18 protein-coding genes are annotated in these 18,338 nt (G+C 56.1%); 4 read left to right on the top strand and 14 right to left on the bottom strand.

Features of this window, described 5'->3' with window-relative positions; translation table 11 throughout:
• Positions 1 to 6: 6 nt before the first annotated feature.
• The 5 genes from AB1724_02835 to AB1724_02815 form a co-directional block, all read right to left on the bottom strand.
• Positions 7 to 864, bottom strand: a complete 858-nt coding sequence (locus AB1724_02835; GenBank protein ID MEW6076729.1) for an outer membrane lipoprotein-sorting protein — start codon at positions 862 to 864, stop codon at positions 7 to 9.
• Between the two features lie 101 nt (positions 865 to 965).
• Positions 966 to 1,277 (bottom strand): DsrE family protein, encoded by a 312-nt coding sequence (locus AB1724_02830; GenBank protein ID MEW6076728.1) that lies wholly within the window; start codon positions 1,275 to 1,277, stop codon positions 966 to 968.
• 25 nt (positions 1,278 to 1,302) lie between these two features.
• Positions 1,303 to 2,079, bottom strand: coding sequence for a biotin--[acetyl-CoA-carboxylase] ligase (locus tag AB1724_02825; GenBank protein MEW6076727.1), 777 nt, complete (start codon positions 2,077 to 2,079; stop codon positions 1,303 to 1,305).
• Positions 2,079 to 3,779, bottom strand: coding sequence for a DUF6178 family protein (locus tag AB1724_02820; GenBank protein MEW6076726.1), 1,701 nt, complete (start codon positions 3,777 to 3,779; stop codon positions 2,079 to 2,081). The genes AB1724_02825 and AB1724_02820 overlap by 1 nt, the downstream gene beginning before the upstream one ends.
• Complete coding sequence (locus tag AB1724_02815; protein ID MEW6076725.1) at positions 3,776 to 5,032, bottom strand: AmpG family muropeptide MFS transporter; 1,257 nt, start codon at positions 5,030 to 5,032, stop codon at positions 3,776 to 3,778. The genes AB1724_02820 and AB1724_02815 overlap by 4 nt, the downstream gene beginning before the upstream one ends.
• On the opposite strand from AB1724_02815, the gene AB1724_02810 reads away from it, so the two are divergent.
• Positions 5,007 to 5,291, top strand: a complete 285-nt coding sequence (locus tag AB1724_02810) for a hypothetical protein (GenBank protein ID MEW6076724.1) — start codon at positions 5,007 to 5,009, stop codon at positions 5,289 to 5,291. The genes AB1724_02815 and AB1724_02810 overlap by 26 nt on opposite strands.
• 163 nt (positions 5,292 to 5,454) lie before the next feature.
• Here AB1724_02810 and AB1724_02805 read toward each other — a convergent pair whose 3' ends face one another.
• The 6 genes from AB1724_02805 to mltG form a co-directional block, all read right to left on the bottom strand.
• Positions 5,455 to 5,940, bottom strand: coding sequence for a hypothetical protein (locus tag AB1724_02805; GenBank protein ID MEW6076723.1), 486 nt, complete (start codon positions 5,938 to 5,940; stop codon positions 5,455 to 5,457).
• Between the two features lie 370 nt (positions 5,941 to 6,310).
• On the bottom strand, positions 6,311 to 7,261 hold the full coding sequence (locus AB1724_02800; protein ID MEW6076722.1) for an NAD-dependent epimerase/dehydratase family protein: 951 nt from the start codon (positions 7,259 to 7,261) through the stop codon (positions 6,311 to 6,313).
• A 281-nt stretch (positions 7,262 to 7,542) separates the two neighbouring features.
• A complete protein-coding gene (locus AB1724_02795) occupies positions 7,543 to 9,495 on the bottom strand; it encodes a phosphoenolpyruvate carboxykinase (GTP) (protein MEW6076721.1) in 1,953 nt (650 codons plus the stop codon).
• 32 nt (positions 9,496 to 9,527) lie between these two features.
• A complete protein-coding gene (locus tag AB1724_02790; GenBank protein ID MEW6076720.1) occupies positions 9,528 to 10,109 on the bottom strand; it encodes a nitroreductase family protein in 582 nt (193 codons plus the stop codon).
• Complete coding sequence (locus AB1724_02785; protein ID MEW6076719.1) at positions 10,099 to 10,752, bottom strand: XTP/dITP diphosphatase; 654 nt, start codon at positions 10,750 to 10,752, stop codon at positions 10,099 to 10,101. Before AB1724_02785 ends, AB1724_02790 begins: the two co-directional genes overlap by 11 nt.
• Before the next feature lie 150 nt (positions 10,753 to 10,902).
• Positions 10,903 to 11,907, bottom strand: a complete 1,005-nt coding sequence (gene mltG, locus AB1724_02780) for an endolytic transglycosylase MltG (GenBank protein MEW6076718.1) — start codon at positions 11,905 to 11,907, stop codon at positions 10,903 to 10,905.
• A 285-nt stretch (positions 11,908 to 12,192) separates the two neighbouring features.
• Here mltG and AB1724_02775 point away from each other — a divergent pair, with 285 nt between their 5' ends.
• Genes AB1724_02775 through AB1724_02765 form a run of 3 tightly spaced genes read left to right on the top strand, consistent with a single transcriptional unit; the run spans position 12,193 to position 16,675 of the window.
• Positions 12,193 to 14,187 carry a cation:proton antiporter gene (locus tag AB1724_02775; protein MEW6076717.1) on the top strand — a complete coding sequence of 665 codons (1,995 nt, stop codon included), beginning with the start codon at positions 12,193 to 12,195 and terminating at the stop codon, positions 14,185 to 14,187.
• Between the two features lie 4 nt (positions 14,188 to 14,191).
• Positions 14,192 to 15,574 (top strand): TIGR01777 family oxidoreductase, encoded by a 1,383-nt coding sequence (locus tag AB1724_02770; GenBank protein ID MEW6076716.1) that lies wholly within the window; start codon positions 14,192 to 14,194, stop codon positions 15,572 to 15,574.
• Between the two features lie 3 nt (positions 15,575 to 15,577).
• Positions 15,578 to 16,675 (top strand): hypothetical protein, encoded by a 1,098-nt coding sequence (locus AB1724_02765; protein MEW6076715.1) that lies wholly within the window; start codon positions 15,578 to 15,580, stop codon positions 16,673 to 16,675.
• A gap of 297 nt (positions 16,676 to 16,972) precedes the next feature.
• On the opposite strand, the gene AB1724_02760 is transcribed toward AB1724_02765, so the two are convergent.
• From AB1724_02760 to AB1724_02750, 3 genes are all read right to left on the bottom strand, one after another.
• The gene (locus AB1724_02760; protein MEW6076714.1) at positions 16,973 to 17,242 is read right to left on the bottom strand and encodes a BrnA antitoxin family protein; all 270 of its coding nucleotides are present in this window, start codon (positions 17,240 to 17,242) and stop codon (positions 16,973 to 16,975) included.
• Positions 17,235 to 17,540 (bottom strand): BrnT family toxin, encoded by a 306-nt coding sequence (locus AB1724_02755; GenBank protein MEW6076713.1) that lies wholly within the window; start codon positions 17,538 to 17,540, stop codon positions 17,235 to 17,237. The genes AB1724_02760 and AB1724_02755 overlap by 8 nt, the downstream gene beginning before the upstream one ends.
• Before the next feature lie 173 nt (positions 17,541 to 17,713).
• Positions 17,714 to 18,190 (bottom strand): hypothetical protein, encoded by a 477-nt coding sequence (locus tag AB1724_02750; protein MEW6076712.1) that lies wholly within the window; start codon positions 18,188 to 18,190, stop codon positions 17,714 to 17,716.
• Between the last annotated feature and the right edge of the window lie 148 nt (positions 18,191 to 18,338).

Genomic DNA, 18,338 nt, shown 5'->3' with positions numbered 1-18,338 from the left:
GGCTGACTACAACCCTTTTTCCAGACTGCGTTCGGTAAACAGCCCTTCTTCCAGCTTCTGGTTGAAGGCGACATTGTTTCTGAGCATGATGGTCTGATGAACCGTTTCATCCCCTTTTTTGACCGTCATGTGGGTTTCGGCCGCCACCCAGATGCCGTCCACCTGGTCCAGCTTCTTAACGTCCATGTATTTAACGTCGCTGCTGTCCGCCAGCCAGAGTACCGCCCGGACAATGACGAAATTGTCCTGGCGCACGAAAATCAGTGACTTGCTGTAACCGAAGGTATCGATGACCTTCTGGTTGACGGGCACGGCCTCAATCACCCAGACCTTGCTGCCGTAAACCTCGTCCTCCTTGATCAGCTTGTAGTTATAGTTTTCGAGCTCGGCTTCGGTCATGTCCGCGTAGGAAAAATCCGATCCCATGAAGGAGTCGGTCTTGTCGCTGGCGGCGATGCGCTTGGTTTTCTTTAAGGCCGGCAGATACAGCCACTGGTCGTCATCCTTATTGGGGTCGTCGTAATCATAGGTCAGAAAACCGGTGTCCTTGACCTGGGCCGGTTCGGTAAAAAAGATGATCTGATAGGTGTCCGGCCCCACGTCCTTGCTGAAGGTCCGCATGATGCGCTCGCGGGTCTTGCCGTTCTTGTCGATCAGGATCATCTTCATGTCGGCCACCATATTGTCGCCGTCATCCCGCGCGTCCACCTTTTCCATGACCGCCCGGGCCCGGGGGTCATCATCAGCCGCCGGGCAGGGCGGCGGACAGACAACGGCCAGGGCCGCCAGAAAGGCCGCCATCGACCAGCAGTTTAAACGCCCGAAGTTTTTTAAAAGCATGTCGCTGAAACGTTTTACCATCATGAAATACCTCCTCTTGGTTCCCTTCCCGGGTTAATCGGTTTGATTTTTAAAAGAAAATAAACCAGATACCATGCTTTTTCAAGCCCGGACGTCATCCGGGGCTAAAACGTCAGCACCTTGTCGGCTTCCGCCATCAGGCCATACAGGTCGTCCATCCAGGCGATGGGGCAGGTTTTATTGCCCACCAGACCGTGGGCTTTCATGCACACCCCTCAAACATAGAAATCTCCTTCGAACCGTTCGATCTCCCCGGCCACGGGAAAGGCCTCGGTGCTGATCTGCTCGAACAGGACGCCTTTGCCCAGCATGAACACGCTGACGTCATCGCCTTTTTTCACCCCGGTATTGGCCAGGCGCATGGCGTTATACACGGTTTCAGCGTCATCGGATTTGATGATAAAGAGAACCTGCATTTTTTCTTCCTCCATCAAATTGGCATTACCCGTAAAAGCAGTCCCCGCAGCAGACGGTCCGCCGCGTTCCGTCGGCAAGACGCAGGACCAGCGCGCCCTGGCCGTCCACGTCCTCGGCAAATCCATGCAGGGTTTCCCTGAGGGTGACGATGGTCACCTCGCGGTTGAGGCTGCCGGCGTATTTTTTCCATCCGGTCATGACGGCGGCAAAATCCGGGCGGTTTTGCAGCAGCGCCTCGAAGCGGTCCAGAAAAAGACCGAGGATTCTGATCCGGGAGAATGACCGGCCGGTCAGGGAGCGGAGAGAGACGGGTGGGGGATCAATGGCCGGCGGGTCGTTGTTGACGTTAAGGCCGATGCCGATATTCACATAATCGATGACGCCGTCCGGGGCCTCCATTTCGGAAAGCATGCCCGACAGTTTCCGGCCCTCGACCATCAGGTCATTGGGCCATTTGACCCGGGCGTCGACGCGGCACTCCTCCCGGATGGTCTCCGCCAGGGCCAGAGAGGCCATGAAATTGAATTTGACGGCCTCCGCCGGCCGGACCACCCCTTCCGGCTTTATCACCATGGTAAAATAAAGCCCGCCGTCGTCCGAGGCCCAGGTCCGGTCCATCCTCCCGCGCCCCTTGGTCTGAACGCCGGCGATTACCACGGTCATATGAGGGCAGCCCCGGTCCGCCAGGCGGCGGGCGTCGTCCATGGTGGAGCCGGTTCGCGGGAAATAATGAATCCGGTCCTGCCGGCCCGGAAACGCCCAGGGCCAGGGGATATCAGGGGCGGATATCAGGTCGGTCATCAGCACACCAGGAACAGGTCGATGAATTTGGGGTCCAGGGATTCCGGCGGTACCGCGCCGTACTCCTCCACGATGCCGGAAAAAAAGGATTCCAGAACCGGGCCGGCATCCTGAATGATGTCTTCCGGCGCCCGGCCTGTCCGGCCGGCCAGCCAGAAGGCAAAGGATTCCTTCATGTCATCGCCGATGGCCGGAACCGGCTGCCCGGCGTCATCACCCAGGAGTTCCTTGAGAAACGGGCGGAACTCCCGGATATCGATAAAATCCACAATCTCCGGCAGCCCCAGATGGTGCCTGGCCCAGAGGGTCAGCAGCAGGTTTTCGACCGTCAGCACCTCCTGTGACACCGGGGAAAGATCAAGGCCCATCACCGACAGCAGGGCGTCCAGCGTCATGACCTGATCCAGGGCTCTCTGGGCCACGGCCACGTCCGCCGGGCCTTCAAACTCCCGGAACATGCCGTTACGTTGGGCATCGCAGAAAAGCGGCCGCTTGACCAGCAGCCCGCCCAGGATTCCCTGACGCTCTTCCCCCCAGAAACTGACCGGCAGGTTGTTTTTCCGGCACCAGCTGTTCCGGTACCATTTTTCGGCCCGGCTCTTGACGGCCGTGACACGGCTGTAGCCGGTTTTAAAAATATCGGCCAGAAAATGGCCGGCCATGAGCGCCGCCGCCCGGACCGGATCCGGCAGGGTCTGCCCGGTGAGTTCGGTAAACCCGATATGAAGATAGCCGCAGGCCTTGCGGACAATGTGTTCCAAATCGCGTTTTTCCCGGATCGTCAACTGATCGGCCACGGCCAACCGGTTACACAGGGCGGCGAATTCGGCCTGAAGTTCGAGCAGGGTTTGCGACGAGTCGATCAGGGCCAGGGCACGCGAAAAAACCGTTTCGCGGTCGGGCAGGCCGGAAGGCGTGACCGGAACCGGGAGGCGGATATCCACCACCGCCACGCCTTTGCGTTTTTTTGGCAGCGGTGTACCGGACCGGACCGGCTGGTAAATACCGACGGCTTCCGCAAAGGGCAGCAGCCCTTTTTCAGCCAGCCGGACGCTTCGCAGCCGGTAGGCTTCCTCCTCGGCTTCGGCCGGCAGCACATTGGCGGCATAGGCCAGAATCGCCTGAAAAGCCGGGTGATCCTTTTCCGCCACTTTGCGCAGAAAGCGAAAGAGCACGTCGTCGCGGAAAGCCACGTCCTCCTTATTAACGACCGAACCGGGATGCTCCCGGCGGACAAAGCGGACATAATGGATGTCGTCAAAAGTAAAATAGTCGTCGCTGATTTCAGAGGCATCCTGGTCGTGGGCCCGGAAACCGCTTTCGATATTGTAGTTCAGAAACAACTCCAGAAAGTCGATCTTCTCCGTTAGCATCCAGGTAACAAACCGGTCTTCATCCGCCTCCATGAGCAGGTTGAACCAGGTGACCACCGGCTTGCTTTCGATCTGCTCCCGGTTCCAGGCCTCCATGTCCAGGATATATTCCCATTGCCGGTTGGACGCCAGGGACAGCAGCTCCAGGGCGTCATCCGGGCCGATTCCGTTGACCAGCAGGTGAAAATCCTGGTCGGCCATGGAGTGGACGATGGCCTGGCCGTCCGGTGAGCTGATGATGGCGTCCATGGCCTGTCCGGGCGGCAGAGCCAGAATGCGCCGCCGTTCTTCGGCCAGGGCCGTGATCTTCTTCTGAATGGCTTTCATTTTTCCGATCCTCCATCATCCAGTTCCCGGTTGGTGGCGTTCCAGGGCGCCAGTTTTAAGAGCAGCAGCATGCCGGGAACGGCCAGCAGGGCGCAGGTTATGTAAAACCCGCTCCAGCCCAGATACTCCGCCATATACCCGGTGACCATGGCGGCCAGGGCGCCCGGCACGGCCATGAGACTGGTCAGCAGGGCGTACTGGGTGGCGGTGAACTGGCGGTTGGTTTTCACCGCCATGTAAGTGGCGTAGGCCGCCTGGCCCAGGCCGGTGGAAAAAAATTCAAAGCAGACAATGGCGGAGAGCAGGGACTGGCGGTGCGCGACCCAGAACCGGGACTCATGATCGATAATGACCAGCAGGGCAAAGCCGGCCGTGGAAACGGCCTGGAACGCGCCGAATACCCACAGGGACCGGGCAATGCCGAGGCGGATCATGAGCGCGCCGCCCAGCAGGACGCCGCCGAACATCCCCATCATGCCGATGCCCTTGACAATAACAAGATATTCGGTTTTGGAAAAGCCCATTTTCAGGATAAAGGGAATGTTCAGGGCGCCGGCCATGTTGTCCCCGAGTTTATAGAGCAGGATGAACAGCAGAATGATGAAAGCCCCGTCCCGCCGGAAGAATTCGGTAAACGGTTCGATGATGGCGGCCTGCAGGGAGCGCGGCGCTTCCGGCGGCATGTCCGGCTCGCGCACCATCAGGGTGGTGACGATGCCCACAACCATCATGGCCGCCAGCAGCAGGTGGATGGTGGCCCAATCCACGCGGGCGTCGGCCGTGAGAAAAGCCAGGCCAACGGACACGTACATGCCCAGACGCCAGGCGTTCATCCACACACCGGTGCCGAAGCCCAGTTCCTCCTCCGAGAGGTACTCCCGCCGGAAGGCGTCCAGGGCAATGTCCTGACTGGCCCCGAAAAACGACACGGCCATGGCCGCGATGGCGATCCAGATCAGGGATTTCCCGGGATCAAACTGCCCCAGAACGGCGATGGCGGCCACCAGTCCGATCTGGGCGATGAGGATCCAGCCCCGGCGGCGGCCGAAAAAAGGCGGCACGAACCGGTCCATGAGGGGCGACCAGAGGAACTTGAGGGTATAAGGTAGGCTGACCGCCGAGAACAGGCCGATGGTGGCCAGGTCGATGCCGGCGTCCGTCATCCAGGCCTTGAGCACGTCTTTGATAATATAGAACGGAAAGCCGGAGGAAAAGCCGAGAAAGAACATGGCGGCCATGCGACGGGTGAACATGACCCGGGCCGTTTCCACGGCCCAGGTTTTTATTTTTTTTTGTGGGGTTTGTGGGGAGTGGGGGGTGTTGGTCATTATTGTTTTTTTTCTTTTTTATAATGAAGGTAGTTTATCTTTATTTTATTTTTTTTATATGTACTTTTCTTTGGCGCAAAGAAAAGTACCAAAAGAAACATTTCCCGGCAGCGCCGGCCACGCCTGCGGCGTGACTTCCCTCGCGCGAACGCTTTTTTCGGCGCGGGCAGAAACTCGCTTGTGAACCGGCATTAAAACATGACTTCCAGATCGAGCATAACCTCCCTTTATCATATTTTCTCCGGGAACCGGCGCTCAAACAGTCTGCCCGCTTTCCCCGAAAAAATCGCTCACGCTCGGCGGCGTTGCAACGGGCAGGGACAAGCCCCGAATTTCAAACATCTCTATTAGTTCGCTACAATTCTTTTTGCATCGGCTGAACCGGTCGTTAGAATAGCTGTGTCCTTCAAACCAATGCGGTTTTTCAACAGATTAAGATTGTTTTCTATCTCTTCGACATAAGTTGCAGCAAACGCTCCACTTGCTTCCGGACGGTTTTTTTCAAAGTTGAAATTTATCAGGTCAAAACGATAATAAATTTGATGAAGCAGGTTGAGGACCTCACCATCTTTTAAACTTCCAGCTAACCTCTGACTGACAGAACCCCATAAGGCAATATAAATACGTCCGAATGAAATTTTACTTTGATCGCGCAAACTGGTTAGACTCTTTGTTCGTTCAAGGCCGTTTTGAATTTCAACAATGAGGCTTTTAAGAATATTCTGACAAAATTGGTTATCATCATGCTCTTGCCAACTCCTTTGAAGTCTAACCCCAACCAGGGTAGCAAGTAGCCCCATAGCAAATCCAAACAAAGCTGAAACCCATTCCATATCTTCGCCCTTATTACCCAATAATATAAAACAATTTTTTAAATTGCCGGTTTTATTATTACCGCTTCGAATCGATCCGAATGGTGATTCATCTAAGATTATTACCGACCGCGGGAAAAGGGCTTTGGGAGCGAACGTTGATCATTTTGGGGAGAAAGGGTTCGATGTCCCCGGCGTAAAGAATTTCTCGCTGTTTGAGGGCGTCAGCCCGAGTTCGAGAAATTCAGCCGGGGACGATGAACCCGCCCAAAATGATCAGGTGAGCGAACAAAACCATTCCCCGCGGTCTTCCTTATTATATGTCCTTATCTTTACTATCCGTCCGGCAGCACCCGGCCTTCAGCGTGACGGCGCTGCAACGGGCAGGGATTTATGCTTTCAGTTCTTCGAGCCCCTCAGCAATATTCCGAAATGTAAGGTCGGGCAACAACTCTCGTCTGAAACGGGACGTATCGCCAAAGTAAGAAACACGGCCGATATCGATAAAGTCCCGGGTCAGGGGACTTTTGGTGCCGAAAATACTGGAAGCCATCTCAAATCCGGCGGCGGCGGCATAAATGAGCCACAGCGGCATCCGCCATGGCCTTTTACAGCCCCAGGCGTCACAGGCCAGATCGAGAAAGGACTGGAGGGTATCATCGCCCTCGTCGCCGATATGATAAATGCCTTTGGCGTCCCCGTTCTTCACGGCCGCCACCACCGCCCGGCAGAAATCGGTTTTTGAGATCAGATGGATTTCCGTCGGTTCCTTCCAGACCCCGAGAAGCCATTTTTTCGCGAACCATTGCGCGGCATCGATCATCAAAATTCCCTGGCCGTATACCATGCCCGCCCGGAGAGATATGGGTTGTTCCACCTCTTTAAACAGGTATTGTTCTTCCTCGAGCCGCGTTGTGGCATGAACCGACACGGGCTGACCGTCCAGCCTGCCGATGGCCGGATTATTTCGGCCGGTAGGCCCCTCCACATGCGGAAAACTGATCAATATGATTTTTTTAACATTCTTCTTCTTTCCAACGTCAACCAGATTCTGGAAATACCGGGTGTTGGTTACAGGGAGAAATTTTTCAGGATTGGCTTTAAACAGCACGCCGGCAAAATGGACGATGATGTCCACGCCATCCAGGCAGTCGTAGAGCGTATCCGGATTGGAAAGATCGGCTTGTCTTAGAGTCACTCCCGGGCTCTCTGAGATATCATCGGGTACCTTTGCCTGGTGCCGCATGAGAATCAGTTTAAGATCTTTTTCATTTTCGAGAATGAATCTGGCCAGCAGGCTGCCCAGGTTACCTGCCGCTCCGGTTATCAAAATTTTTTTCATATTATCTTCCTGGGTCATCCGGGTTTGCGCTTATCGCCAATATAATGCGTCGTTAATGAACCGGTTTGTGGGTGAAAAGCAAAAGAATTCAAACGGTTTTCCTTCAAATAAATGTTTGTTTGATATTGAAGGAAAACAGAGGGAATGTCAACGGGCAGGGGCATCGTTGCTTATGTTCTTTTACATCCTGACTTATAATCCGCCGACCGCGGGATTTACAAAAAAGGCCATCCGGATCGGGTGATCGCGGATGGCCTTTTGTAAAATTATAGCAGCGGGCGCTACATGCTTTCCAGTTGCTTGGGTTTGACGATGGCGCCGAACTTCGCCTTGAGCGCTTCCAGTGCCTTTCTCTGCTCGTTCAGGATTTCAAAGAAACGGTCGGGGATGTTTTCGTCCTTACGGTAGGCTTCTTCCTGCAGATTCAGCCGGGCCAGGATGTTGTCCACGTAAATCGAGAACTGCTTTTCGTACAGTTCGTAGGAGTACGGCTTGTTGATCAGCGAAGAGAACAGGGCCTTAAGGTCATCGTATTTCGGCAGCCGGCCGATGGGCGTGTCAATGGACGCGACATCGCCGTGGGCCATGCGCTCCAGCCAGCCCAGCCAGACCTTGACGTCCTTTTTCTCGCCCAGGAGTTTGGGCGATGTTCCGCCCCGGGCCGCGTCCGTGAGAAAATAGTTCAGCCCGGCCATGATGGGCCGCTTGTCGGCGGCGATCTTTTTGCTGCCGAAGAACTCGAACTGGGAGGCCATGTAGTCTCCCAGTGCGCCCGGAATAAACGGCGCGTTGGCCCAGGGCGCCCGCTTGACGCCGGAGGCGCCGACTTCCGTGGCCGTGGCCGCGGAAACGATACAGGCCCCGATAAAGACGCCGTACTCGGAATCCGGGGCCACCCAGACCGGGGGCATGGTGTCGGCATCGCGGCCGCTGTAGGTGATGATCCGGGTCTCCACGCCGGCCGGGTCCTCGGCCTTGTCCGAGTAGTTGGCCAGGGCCGTGGAGGAGATGGTGCAGCGGGCGTTGGGGTGGGACGGCGGCACGGGCTTGCCCTTGGCGTCGACCATGCCCTTTTCCCATTTGCCCTGGAAGTTAAACCCCTTGTCCGGCATGATTTCGCCGTTGCCGACCCAGTGGGGGACCTTGTTCTCGTCGATCAGCACGTTGGACCAGATGACCTCGGCCCCCTCGTTTCTGAGTTTGGCCATGAGCATGGGATCGCCTTCCATGTTGACGTCCTCGACAATGCCGAAGATGCCGCACTCCGGGTTGATGGAGCGGATGGAGCCATCGCTCTTTTCGATCCACATCTGGGCCAGGTCATCGCCCACGAAAAAGTTCCCGGCCATGGCGGTGGTGGTCTTGCCGCAGCCGCTGGGGGCCGCGCCGGCGCACCAGGTCACCCGGCCGCCGGGCCCCTGGATACCGGTAATAAACATGTGCTCGGCCGCTTCCAGACCCTGGCCTTCGTAAACCGCCTTGTCCACCGCGAAGCGATGGTTGCCTTTTTTCATCATCAGGGTGTTGCCGGCGTAGGTGCAGTTGAAGCTGTAGGTGGTGCGGTCTTTTCTGTCCATGAATACCCGGGCGTTGGGCAGGTCCTCGGTCCGGTTTTTCCCTTCGCTGTGAATGTTGGCGAAGAAGTGGCCCCGGGCCTTCACTTCGGCGTCAAACCGGTCGAAAATATTGCGGTAGAGAATTTCGGCGCTGTGGGTAACGTAGGCCGAAGAAGTAATTTCGATGGCCGGATTGGAGACCGGCGCGCCGGCCGGTCCCCGGGAGTAAAATCCCACGATCAGGGTCTTGCCGCGCATGATGCCGGTCATGTGGGCGCGGACCTCTTCGGTAGCCTGCTGCCGGAGCATTTTCTTGGCCAGGGAACTGATGGGTTCGCCTTCATTGATGATATAGTAGGTCCGGTCGATGATCCGTCCCTGCTCGTCCTTTAAATCAAAATGAATGGTGTGGTTCTTCATGGCCAGGGGCGCTTCCTCGCCTTTTTCCAGGGCGTGGTTGCGGACCCACTGCTTGTCCTCGGCCGAACCGGAGTTGACAAAAACCGCGTCCGGCTGGCCCATGGCAATGGCGTTGGCGATCTTGATCAGGGCCGCCTCGGTTTTGATTTTATTGATTTTGGCCAGATTGGCCGCGTCCATCTTCTTTTCAAAAACCTTCCGGGCCTCATCCAGCGTCCCGATGCCGCCGATGATCCGTGCGATATCAATTTGTGTCATGCCAGACCTCCTCCTTTGGGTGACAATATATTTTATTCAACAACCTCAATGATTACATCATCCAGACTCCGCTTGGGAACGTGGTGAACGCCGTGGGCATCCCGCCAGTAGCGGATATCGCCGTCCGGTCCCAACACGTCGATGACCACCTTTTCCTTGGGTTTTCCCAGGGCCAGCACCAGCAGGATCTTTAAGTGGTCCGGAATCCCCAGCGCCTCCCGCAGCTTCTTTTCATTGAAAGCGCCGACCAGGCAGCCGGCCAGGCCCGCTTCCCGGGCGCCGAGGAGCATGCTCTGGCTGACGATCCCGTGGTCGCACCAGAAATTGTCGGTGATGGTGGTGTCGCCGGTGATGATGATATAGGCCGCCGGCCGCTCCCCCTCGACCGGGCCGGTCCAGTCCGTCAGATAGGCGGCCCAGGCCAGGCAGGGGAAAATCTTGTCATTGCGCGCTTTTTCCCAGGAAAGGATATACCGCAGGGGCTGCCGGTTGGCTGCCGAGGCCGACAACCGGGCCAGGTTCACCAGGGACAGCAGCGTTTCTTTTGAAACCGGGTGATTTTCGTAAAACCGGCGACAGGTCCGGTTTTTAATGATCAGTTCTTCAATCGTCATCTCTGCATGCCACTTTTTCAAAAACCGGCATATTCTGCCGGATCCAGGTTTTTACTTTGTCCATCTCCGCCACCACTTCGGCCAGGGCACGGCCCCGGTGGCTGATCTGATTTTTTTCCGCCGCGTTCATCTCGGCAAAAGTTTTTTTAAGAGGGGGGTAGTAGAAGATCGGATCATAGCCAAAGCCCCCGTCTCCGGCCGGGGCATCGGCAATCACTCCCTGGCAGCGGCCCTCGTAGGTCAGGGCGGCGCCGGTGGGAACCGCGATGGAAATCACGCACTCAAAAGCCGCGGCCCGGTTGGTTTGGCCCGTCATTTCAGCCAGGAGCTTGCGGAAGCGGTCTTCGTCGGTGGCATTTTCGCCGCCGTACCGGGCGGACAGGACCCCGGGCGCGCCTCCCAGGGCTTCGACCACCAGCCCGGAATCGTCGGCCATGGCCGGCAGCCCCAGAATGCGGGAATAAAAGCTCGATTTCTTGTAGGCGTTTTCGTCGAAAGTGGCGCCGTCTTCGACAACTTCAGGCGTTGGTCCGAAATCATTCAGGTTTTTTATGGTAATGCCGGTAGCACCCAGCAGCGACCGAAGCTCCTCGGTTTTTCCCCGGTTGCGGGTGGCCAGCACCAGAACCGTTTCCGGCTGCATAATAACCCTCGTCTCGTGTTTAAGATCCGCGCGTTAATAACATTCGCCGGCCCGACTGGCCGCTTTGGGCGACCTCCAGACCGCCGATCAACCTATACTTGATCCCATTTTTTTTGTAAAGCGCTTTGCAAAAAAACGCGCGGGGGCGCCCTATTGGTGGAGCTGATATTTCCGGACGGCCCGGCTGTGGTCGGCATAACTGGTGGAAAAAAAGTGCCCGCCCTGGCCGGTTGCAACAAAGAAAAGAAAGGCCGATTCCGCCGGGTATAAAGCGGCTTCAAGGGAGGCCCGGCCGGGGCTGGCAATGGGGCCGGGCGGCAGACCGCTGATCTGATAGGTATTGTAGGCCGTCGGGGCATCCAGGTGCTTCCGGGTGATATTGCCGTTAAAATCCGAAATGCCGTAGATCACGGTGGGGTCGCTTTCCAGCCGCATGCCCCGTTTCAGGCGGTTATGAAACACCGAGGAGATCAGGGGCCGTTCCGCGGGGTCCGCCGTTTCCTTTTCAATAATCGAGGCCAGGGTGACGATCTGATGCACCGAAAAGCCGAGGGCTTGGGCCCGTGTTTTCCATTCCGCGGAAAACACGGACTGAAAGCGTCCGACCAGTGCGGCGGCGATGTCTTCGGCCGTTATCGGCTTTGAAAAAAAATAGGTTTCCGGAAACAGATAGCCTTCGGCGGTATCGGCGGAAATCCCCAGCCCGGATAGGAATTTACTATCAGCGGTCAGCCACAGGAACGATTCGCCGTCGGCCAGGCCGGTCTGGTCAACCAGTTTCGCGATCTGCCGGACGGTATACCCCTCGGGAATGGTCAACCGGTGAAGGACCACCTCGCCTTTGACCAGCTTGCGGATGATTTCCGCCGGCGGCATGGCCGCGGACAGGCTGTATTCACCGGCCTTGATGCGGTCATAACGGTGCTTGAGATAAAAGAAAACCCTGAAATTCAAGTGGCTGTCGATGATACGGCGTTCTTCCAGCACCCGGGACAGGGCGTTGATCCCCAGGCCGGGCCGGACCATGACCACCTGTTTATCCGCGCCGGGATCGGCCGGGGTAACGGCGTAATAATCCAGGTATTTCCATCCGGAAACAACAGTCAGGACCAGCGCGATGATGATCCCGGTCAGTATTCTGGATTTACCGTACATTATTATGTTTGGTTCTTCCCCGGTTGCGTTATGAAGGTAATAATCTTCACAGGCCTTTCTGTCTGGGCTCTATGATATTGCTGTTTTCCATGAAAAACCGCAAGCGGTATTGTGGCCGGGTTGTTTCCCGGTCATCGAAAAAACCCATGCCATATCCGGCAATCCGTCATCCGCGGATATCCGGGAAACGGTCTTGTGTAAGACCGAACAATGATGCTATTTTACGATCAGGCAGGTCATCACGTTGACCGGACCGGATTTACTCACCAGACAACCGGACAGACAATGGGCATCACCGCTGATATCATTATGTTGATCGTGGCCGCGTTCTTTTGCGGCCTGCTGATGAAGCGCCTGGGCCAGCCTTTGATCCTCGGCTATATCCTGGCCGGCGTCCTGCTGGGCCCGTACACGGGCGGGCTGACGGTCTCCAATATCCATGAGGTCGAACTGCTGGCGGAAATCGGCATCGCCCTGCTGCTGTTCGGCCTGGGCCTGGAATTTTCCTTAAAAGACCTCAAACCGGTCAAAATGATCGCCGTGGCCGGCACCCCCCTTCAACTGCTACTGACCATCGGCCTGGGCATGGGCATCGGCCGGATAATGGGCTGGGACTGGCATGCCTCCCTCTGGCTGGGCGCGCTGATCTCCCTGTCGTCCACCATGGTGCTGCTCAAGACCCTGATGAACCAGGGCTGGATGGGCACCCTTTCCAGCCGGGTCATGATCGGCATGCTCATCGTTCAGGATCTGGCCGTCATTCCCATGATGATCATCCTGCCGCAGTTGAACGACCCGGCGGCGGGACTGCCGGTGATCGGCTTCGCGGCCGTCAAGGCCGCGGCCTTTATCGCCGGCATGATTATCCTGGGCACGCGGCTGCTGCCCATGCTGATGGGCCATATCGCCCGGATCGGATCACGGGAGCTGTTCCTGCTGGCCATCACCGCCATCGGCCTGGGAATAGGGTACATCACCCACCTGGCCGGTCTTTCCTTTGCTTTCGGTGCCTTTGTGGCCGGCATGGTACTGAGCGAATCGGATTTCGGCCACCAGGCCTTGAGTGAAATCATCCCGTTACGAGATCTGTTCGGTCTGCTCTTTTTCACCTCGGTGGGCATGCTCTTTGATCTGACCTATCTGTTTTCCCATTTCCGCCTGGTGTTTCTGGTGGTCCTGGCGGTCAGCGTCGGCAAGGGACTGATCTTCGCGGCCATCGCACGGATTTTCGGATACCGCAACGTTATTCCTCTGGCCGTGGGTCTGGGCCTGTTTCAGATCGGCGAATTTGAATTCGTCCTGGCCCGGGTGGGGCTGACCACCGGTTCCATCGGCCATGACCTTTATTCCCTGATCCTGACGGCGGCGGTGCTGACCATGGTCCTGACCCCGATGGTTTCCGGTCAGACCGCCCGCCTTTACGCCTTGAAAAAACGCTGGTTCCGCCACGAAACCCTGGAGACCTTCAACCTGCCCGACGAAGGCCTGCGCGGCCACGTGGTGGTGGCCGGCGGTGGACGGGTGGGCTTCCAGATCGCCCGGGTGCTCAAGCAACTGGATACGCCCTTCGCGGTAATCGAACTGGATCACCGCCGTTTTGAAAAGGCAAAAAACGAAAGGATGGCGGTGGTGTTCGGGGACGCGGCCCAGAAATTCGTGCTGGAGGCGGCCGGTATCCGGGAAGCGGCCCTGCTCATCCTGGCGGTACCGGGGCTGGCGGCCGCGAAGGATATCATCCGCCAGGTCCGGCGCATGAACCCGAAGCTGCACATCATCGCCCGGGCGCCCGGCCCCGATTATTTTGCCCTGTTCGAAGATCTGGGGGTGGCGGTGGCGGTTCTGCCGGAGTTCGAAGCCAGCCTGGAACTGGCCCGCCAGTCCCTGCTGCATCTGAACGTGCCGCCGACCGAAATCCAGCGGCACACCGACACCGCCCGGCATGAGCTTTACGGCCGCCTGTTTTCGGGAAACGACGACTACCATTTTCTCTCCCAGCTCCGCGCCGCGGAACAGCAGTTCGACCTGCAGTGGTTCCGCCTAAACCCCCACAGTCCCCTGGCCGGGCATTCCATCGGCGACAGTGAAATCAGAAAAAAATCCGGCGCCTCGGTGGTCGGCGTCGTACGGGGAAAAAGCCTGATGCCGAACCCGGACGCGGGTTTTGTGCTGGAATCCGGGGACCTGGTGGCCATCATCGGCAACCGGAAGAGTCGCGAAAATTTTTCCCTTCTGGCCGCTTCGACGCCGTCCGTCCCCGGCTCCGACGTCATGAAAGGATAAAACCATGGCCATTTTTTCCCGCCAAGCGTTGCTGGACGCGGATGTAAAGGATGTTTTCGCCTGGCATGCCCGGCCGGGCGCCATTGAGCGGTTGAGTCCGCCCTGGGATCCGCTGAAGGTGATCCGCCGCTCCGGGGGGATTCTTCCCGGCGCCGAGGTAGTACTGCGGATGAAGGCCGGTCCCGTGCCTTATCACTGGCACGCCCGGCACACCCGTTATGAGGAAGATCGGCTGTTTGAGGACGGGCAGGTGCGCGGGCCGTTCGCGGAATGGGTTCATACCCATGCCTTTGAGCCGGCCGGGGACGGGCAATGTCGGCTGACAGACACGGTACGGTTTCGCCTGCCCCTGGCCGCCGTCACCCAGCCGCTATTCAGTCCGTTGGTTATACGGAAACTGGAACGTATTTTCGCTTTCCGACACCGGGTCACGGCCGCCGACCTGGCCCTGCACCGGCAATTTGGTGACCGGCCCCGGCAGACCATTGTCATCACCGGCGCCGGCGGGGTCATCGGTTCCCGGCTGGTTCCTTTTTTAACCACCGGCGGCCACCGGGTTCTGACCCTGGTCCGGCGTCCGCCGAAAACAGACAGTGAAATTTTCTGGAATCCGGCCGCCGGACAAATCGATAGCGAACGCCTGGAGGCCGCCCGGCCGGACGCGGTCATTCACCTGGCCGGGGAAAACATCGGCGAAGGCCGCTGGACAGCGGAAAAAAAACGCCGCATCATCGACAGCCGGGAAAAAGGGACGACCCTGATCACCGGCGCCATGGCCCGCATGGCCCGTCCGCCCGGCTCGTTCCTGTCGGCTTCGGCCATCGGTTATTACGGCGATCGCGGCGACGAGATCATGACCGAAACCTCCGGCCCGGGCGGCAACTTTATCAGCCGGGTCTGCACCGGGTGGGAGGCGGCCGTTCAACCCGCCGTTGACGCCGGTATCCGGGTGGTCCTCATGCGCATCGGCGTTGTTTTAACGCCCGAAGGCGGGGCGCTGAAAAAGATGCTGCCCCTGTTCCGGGCCGGCCTGGGCGGCCGGATGGGAACGGGAAAACAATATTTAAGCTGGATCGGCATGGATGACGCCGTGGGCGCCATTTATCACCTGCTGATGCGGCCGGATATCGCCGGACCGGTCAATCTGGTTTCGCCCGAGCCGGTGACCAACACCGAGTTTGCCCGGATCCTGGGAAAGGTGCTGTCGCGGCCGGCTGTTCTGCCGGTCCCGGAGATCATGATCAAGCTGGCGTTCGGCGAAATGGGCCGGGAAGTGCCCCTGGCCGGCACGCGGGTTTTACCGGAAAAACTTCTGGAGCACGGCTATTCCTTTCAGTATCCGCAACTGCCATCGTGCCTGGCGCATTTGTTGGGAAAAGAGGGTTAACCAGTGAGCGTACGATTAAAAGCCATCTTCCTTGTTCTGATTCTGACCGCCCTGATATTCGGGTTTCTGCATCTATTTGTCGATGCCGCCCCGTACAGTTTCCAGCGGCTGCACATCTTTCTGTTCAACCTCTGCGCCGGCGGGACCATTATCCTTTATTTCACTCAAGGCCGGGGAACACTTTCCGTCAGCGCGACCGCGTTTCTGGCTCTGTCTCTGACCTACGCCGTTCTGGTGTTTTTCCATTTCTACCTGCCGTCCATTATCGTTTCACTCCTGCTGGCGATTCTGGTGGAGCGATCGCGGATCCGGCATTTTTCCCTTTTCCCCATCGGGTTCTTCCGCCGCCGGGAGCCGGTCAGCCGTAAGTTTCACCAGGCCTCCCTGCTCTGTCTTTCCATCGGCCTGGTGTTTTCAACAGCCGTGGTAGCCAATAACGAATATCTGAAACTGATCACCGTCCCCAAGCTGGAGCTGGATGTCTTTTTCCTGGGGTATTCCTTTCCGGTGTCCCTGATCACGCTCTCGGTAATCTTTTCCTTTCTGGATCAGGCCGACCGCGGCGGCGTCCGGGCTCTCAAGGAGGTGGCCTTCTGGGCCATTAACCTGGGCGTCATTGTTTTTTTTGGATTCATCCTGCTGGGGATGTTCTCCGCCCAGATCATCGTCACGATCATTCTGTCGGCGGCGGTGGTCATGACGTTTATCCTCTATTACCGGCTCGGAGAAAACATCCAGCAAAAGAACTTTTTAAGCTCCGGGGTCTGTTTTCTCATGGTCACCGCCGTTTCAGGCATGGCCTATATCCTGGCGGAGACCCTGCCCGGGTATACACCCGAGGGTTATCACTGGCTGCTGAAGGTTCACGCCTTCGCCTCCCTGTACGGCTGGAACCTGTGCGGTCTGGCCGTAATCTGCCGGTATGATGATTTTCCCATTCAGCTTCATTCCCGGGAACTGGTCCTGCTGCACTGGGTCGCGGCCCTGATCCTGGCGCCGGCCGGGGTATACAGCCGCGCCGCGGCCGTGGTGGCCGTGGCGGCGTTTGCCGTTCTTCTTTATGTTATTCTGTTTGCGAAGCGAACCGGGGAGGGGGGATAGTTTTTTTGTTGTTTTTAATAAGGAATTTTTGCTTTTTAGTGTGTCCTTTTCTTTGGCACAAAGAAAAGTACCAAAAGAAATATTACCCGGCAGCTTGGCCACGCCAGGGCGTGGCTTCCCTCGCGCAAACGCTTTTTTCGGCGCGGACAGGAACTCGTCCCGCTTCGCGGGACTCAAACAGCCTGTCCGCTTTTTCCGAAAAAACCGGCCGCGCTGCAACGGGCAGGGGGAACGTCTCAAGCTGTGGGGCGCGCGGCTGTTGGCGCGTCCCTACCAGCAGATTGTTATCTCAATTAATTATTTGTTCAGTTCCTGCTCAACTCGTTCAGCAATAAACATTTTCATGAGGGACTGATAAGGCACATCTCGTTTATTGGCCAGTAGTTTCAATTCTTCGAGCATAATTTCAGGAAGCCGTATTGAGATGGTTTTTAAAGAGGGCTTTAGATTTGATAAAGTCGATTTTCTAGCTTTTGACCAGTCAATATAGTCTGTTGAATCATGAGACGCCCAATATTCCCTCTCTTCATCTTCGTTTTTAAACACGGGAATTTTTTTCTTAGGCATATCGTTCATAGCTCCTTTTTTCTTTTTTGTTCATGTCTCTGGCGGAAATTATTCTGATTTTTTTCTTTCTGATTGTAAAAACGATAAATAGTTTCCGCCCGAGATCTGTTTGACCAAGCACATAGAATCTTTGTTCGGTTTGAGAGTGTTTAGTATCATCAGCTATGACAAGGGGTTGATTGAAAAAAACCTGTTCACATTCAAGCGGAGTAACATTATGTTTTCCCCAATTCTTTTCAATATTGTTCTGGTCCCATTCGAAACCGATACATTCCTGTAAAAATATATATCTATCCATAGCATCTTATGTATATATTGATTATATACAAATGTCAATATTTTTTGAGATAACGTCCGCCACCACCGGAGAGCAGGGATTGCGGACTTCGCTAAAGTTAGTTCAACACCACACTATGCCAGGGGAAAAACAGACCGCCCCTGCGAGTCCGTGTGGGTGGCGTTGTTAGGCGCTTATTCAACAATTTCTTTTAAATACACTCTAACAGTTTCACCACATTTACTTTTAGAATCTTTTATTTTGCAACCGAATCTGCTGTTTTTGATATATTTTTTGTTCAGATAAAACGAAAAAGTACTATACCTTTCGCCCTTCTTGTTCACGATATTTTCTACTGGCGACTTTTCATTCTCGTAACCTGTTATGTTACCGCCATATACAAATTTTTCACCCTCATAAATTACTATCGTTCCGGTATTATCTATTATGTACGCAGCGTTTTCTTTCTGCGTTGCTGTAATAACTATATCGTATATTCCATTGTCGGCAAAATGACTGGAGCAATGAAAGTCAAATTTTATCCCCATGTACTCGTTCTTTTCTTTGTTGATCACGATTTCAAAATCATCTTTAGGTTCTATAGAAAGTGCCAGAGCATATGTACTCATCAAAATAAACAGGAACGTTATGGGCCATGTGTATTTATTCATTTCTTCTTTTCTCTCCGACGCCTAACGTCTGAGTTAAGCTGCTAACTGGCGAGGAGAGAAATAATTAATGTTCGTCATTTGGTTTCTTTTCTCCGCGTCAGTGTTTAATGGCAGCCAGTTTGACAGTTTCAACGGCAGGTTCAGGTAA

Source organism: Thermodesulfobacteriota bacterium (genome assembly GCA_040753795.1).
Taxonomy (GTDB): domain Bacteria; phylum Desulfobacterota; class Desulfobacteria; order Desulfobacterales; family Desulfosudaceae; genus JBFMDX01.
Note: the sequence above shows the minus strand (reverse complement) of the source record. Positions and strands in the feature narration are given on the sequence as shown.

What these genes read in the sequence shown, in the direction of transcription:
- AB1724_02770 (MEW6076716.1), top strand. Translation starts at nt 14,192, where the DNA reads ATGGCCATTTTTTCCCGCCAAGCGTTGCTGGACGCGGATGTAAAGGAT.
- AB1724_02835 (MEW6076729.1), bottom strand. Translation starts at nt 864, where the DNA reads ATGATGGTAAAACGTTTCAGCGACATGCTTTTAAAAAACTTCGGGCGT.
- mltG (MEW6076718.1), bottom strand. Translation starts at nt 11,907, where the DNA reads ATGTACGGTAAATCCAGAATACTGACCGGGATCATCATCGCGCTGGTC.
- AB1724_02755 (MEW6076713.1), bottom strand. Translation starts at nt 17,540, where the DNA reads ATGGATAGATATATATTTTTACAGGAATGTATCGGTTTCGAATGGGAC.
- AB1724_02810 (MEW6076724.1), top strand. Translation starts at nt 5,007, where the DNA reads ATGGCGGCCATGCGACGGGTGAACATGACCCGGGCCGTTTCCACGGCC.
- AB1724_02790 (MEW6076720.1), bottom strand. Translation starts at nt 10,109, where the DNA reads ATGACGATTGAAGAACTGATCATTAAAAACCGGACCTGTCGCCGGTTT.
- AB1724_02750 (MEW6076712.1), bottom strand. Translation starts at nt 18,190, where the DNA reads ATGAATAAATACACATGGCCCATAACGTTCCTGTTTATTTTGATGAGT.
- AB1724_02795 (MEW6076721.1), bottom strand. Translation starts at nt 9,495, where the DNA reads ATGACACAAATTGATATCGCACGGATCATCGGCGGCATCGGGACGCTG.
- AB1724_02760 (MEW6076714.1), bottom strand. Translation starts at nt 17,242, where the DNA reads ATGCCTAAGAAAAAAATTCCCGTGTTTAAAAACGAAGATGAAGAGAGG.
- AB1724_02775 (MEW6076717.1), top strand. Translation starts at nt 12,193, where the DNA reads ATGGGCATCACCGCTGATATCATTATGTTGATCGTGGCCGCGTTCTTT.
- AB1724_02800 (MEW6076722.1), bottom strand. Translation starts at nt 7,261, where the DNA reads ATGAAAAAAATTTTGATAACCGGAGCGGCAGGTAACCTGGGCAGCCTG.
- AB1724_02785 (MEW6076719.1), bottom strand. Translation starts at nt 10,752, where the DNA reads ATGCAGCCGGAAACGGTTCTGGTGCTGGCCACCCGCAACCGGGGAAAA.
- AB1724_02805 (MEW6076723.1), bottom strand. Translation starts at nt 5,940, where the DNA reads ATGGAATGGGTTTCAGCTTTGTTTGGATTTGCTATGGGGCTACTTGCT.
- AB1724_02825 (MEW6076727.1), bottom strand. Translation starts at nt 2,079, where the DNA reads ATGACCGACCTGATATCCGCCCCTGATATCCCCTGGCCCTGGGCGTTT.
- AB1724_02815 (MEW6076725.1), bottom strand. Translation starts at nt 5,032, where the DNA reads ATGTTCACCCGTCGCATGGCCGCCATGTTCTTTCTCGGCTTTTCCTCC.
- AB1724_02820 (MEW6076726.1), bottom strand. Translation starts at nt 3,779, where the DNA reads ATGAAAGCCATTCAGAAGAAGATCACGGCCCTGGCCGAAGAACGGCGG.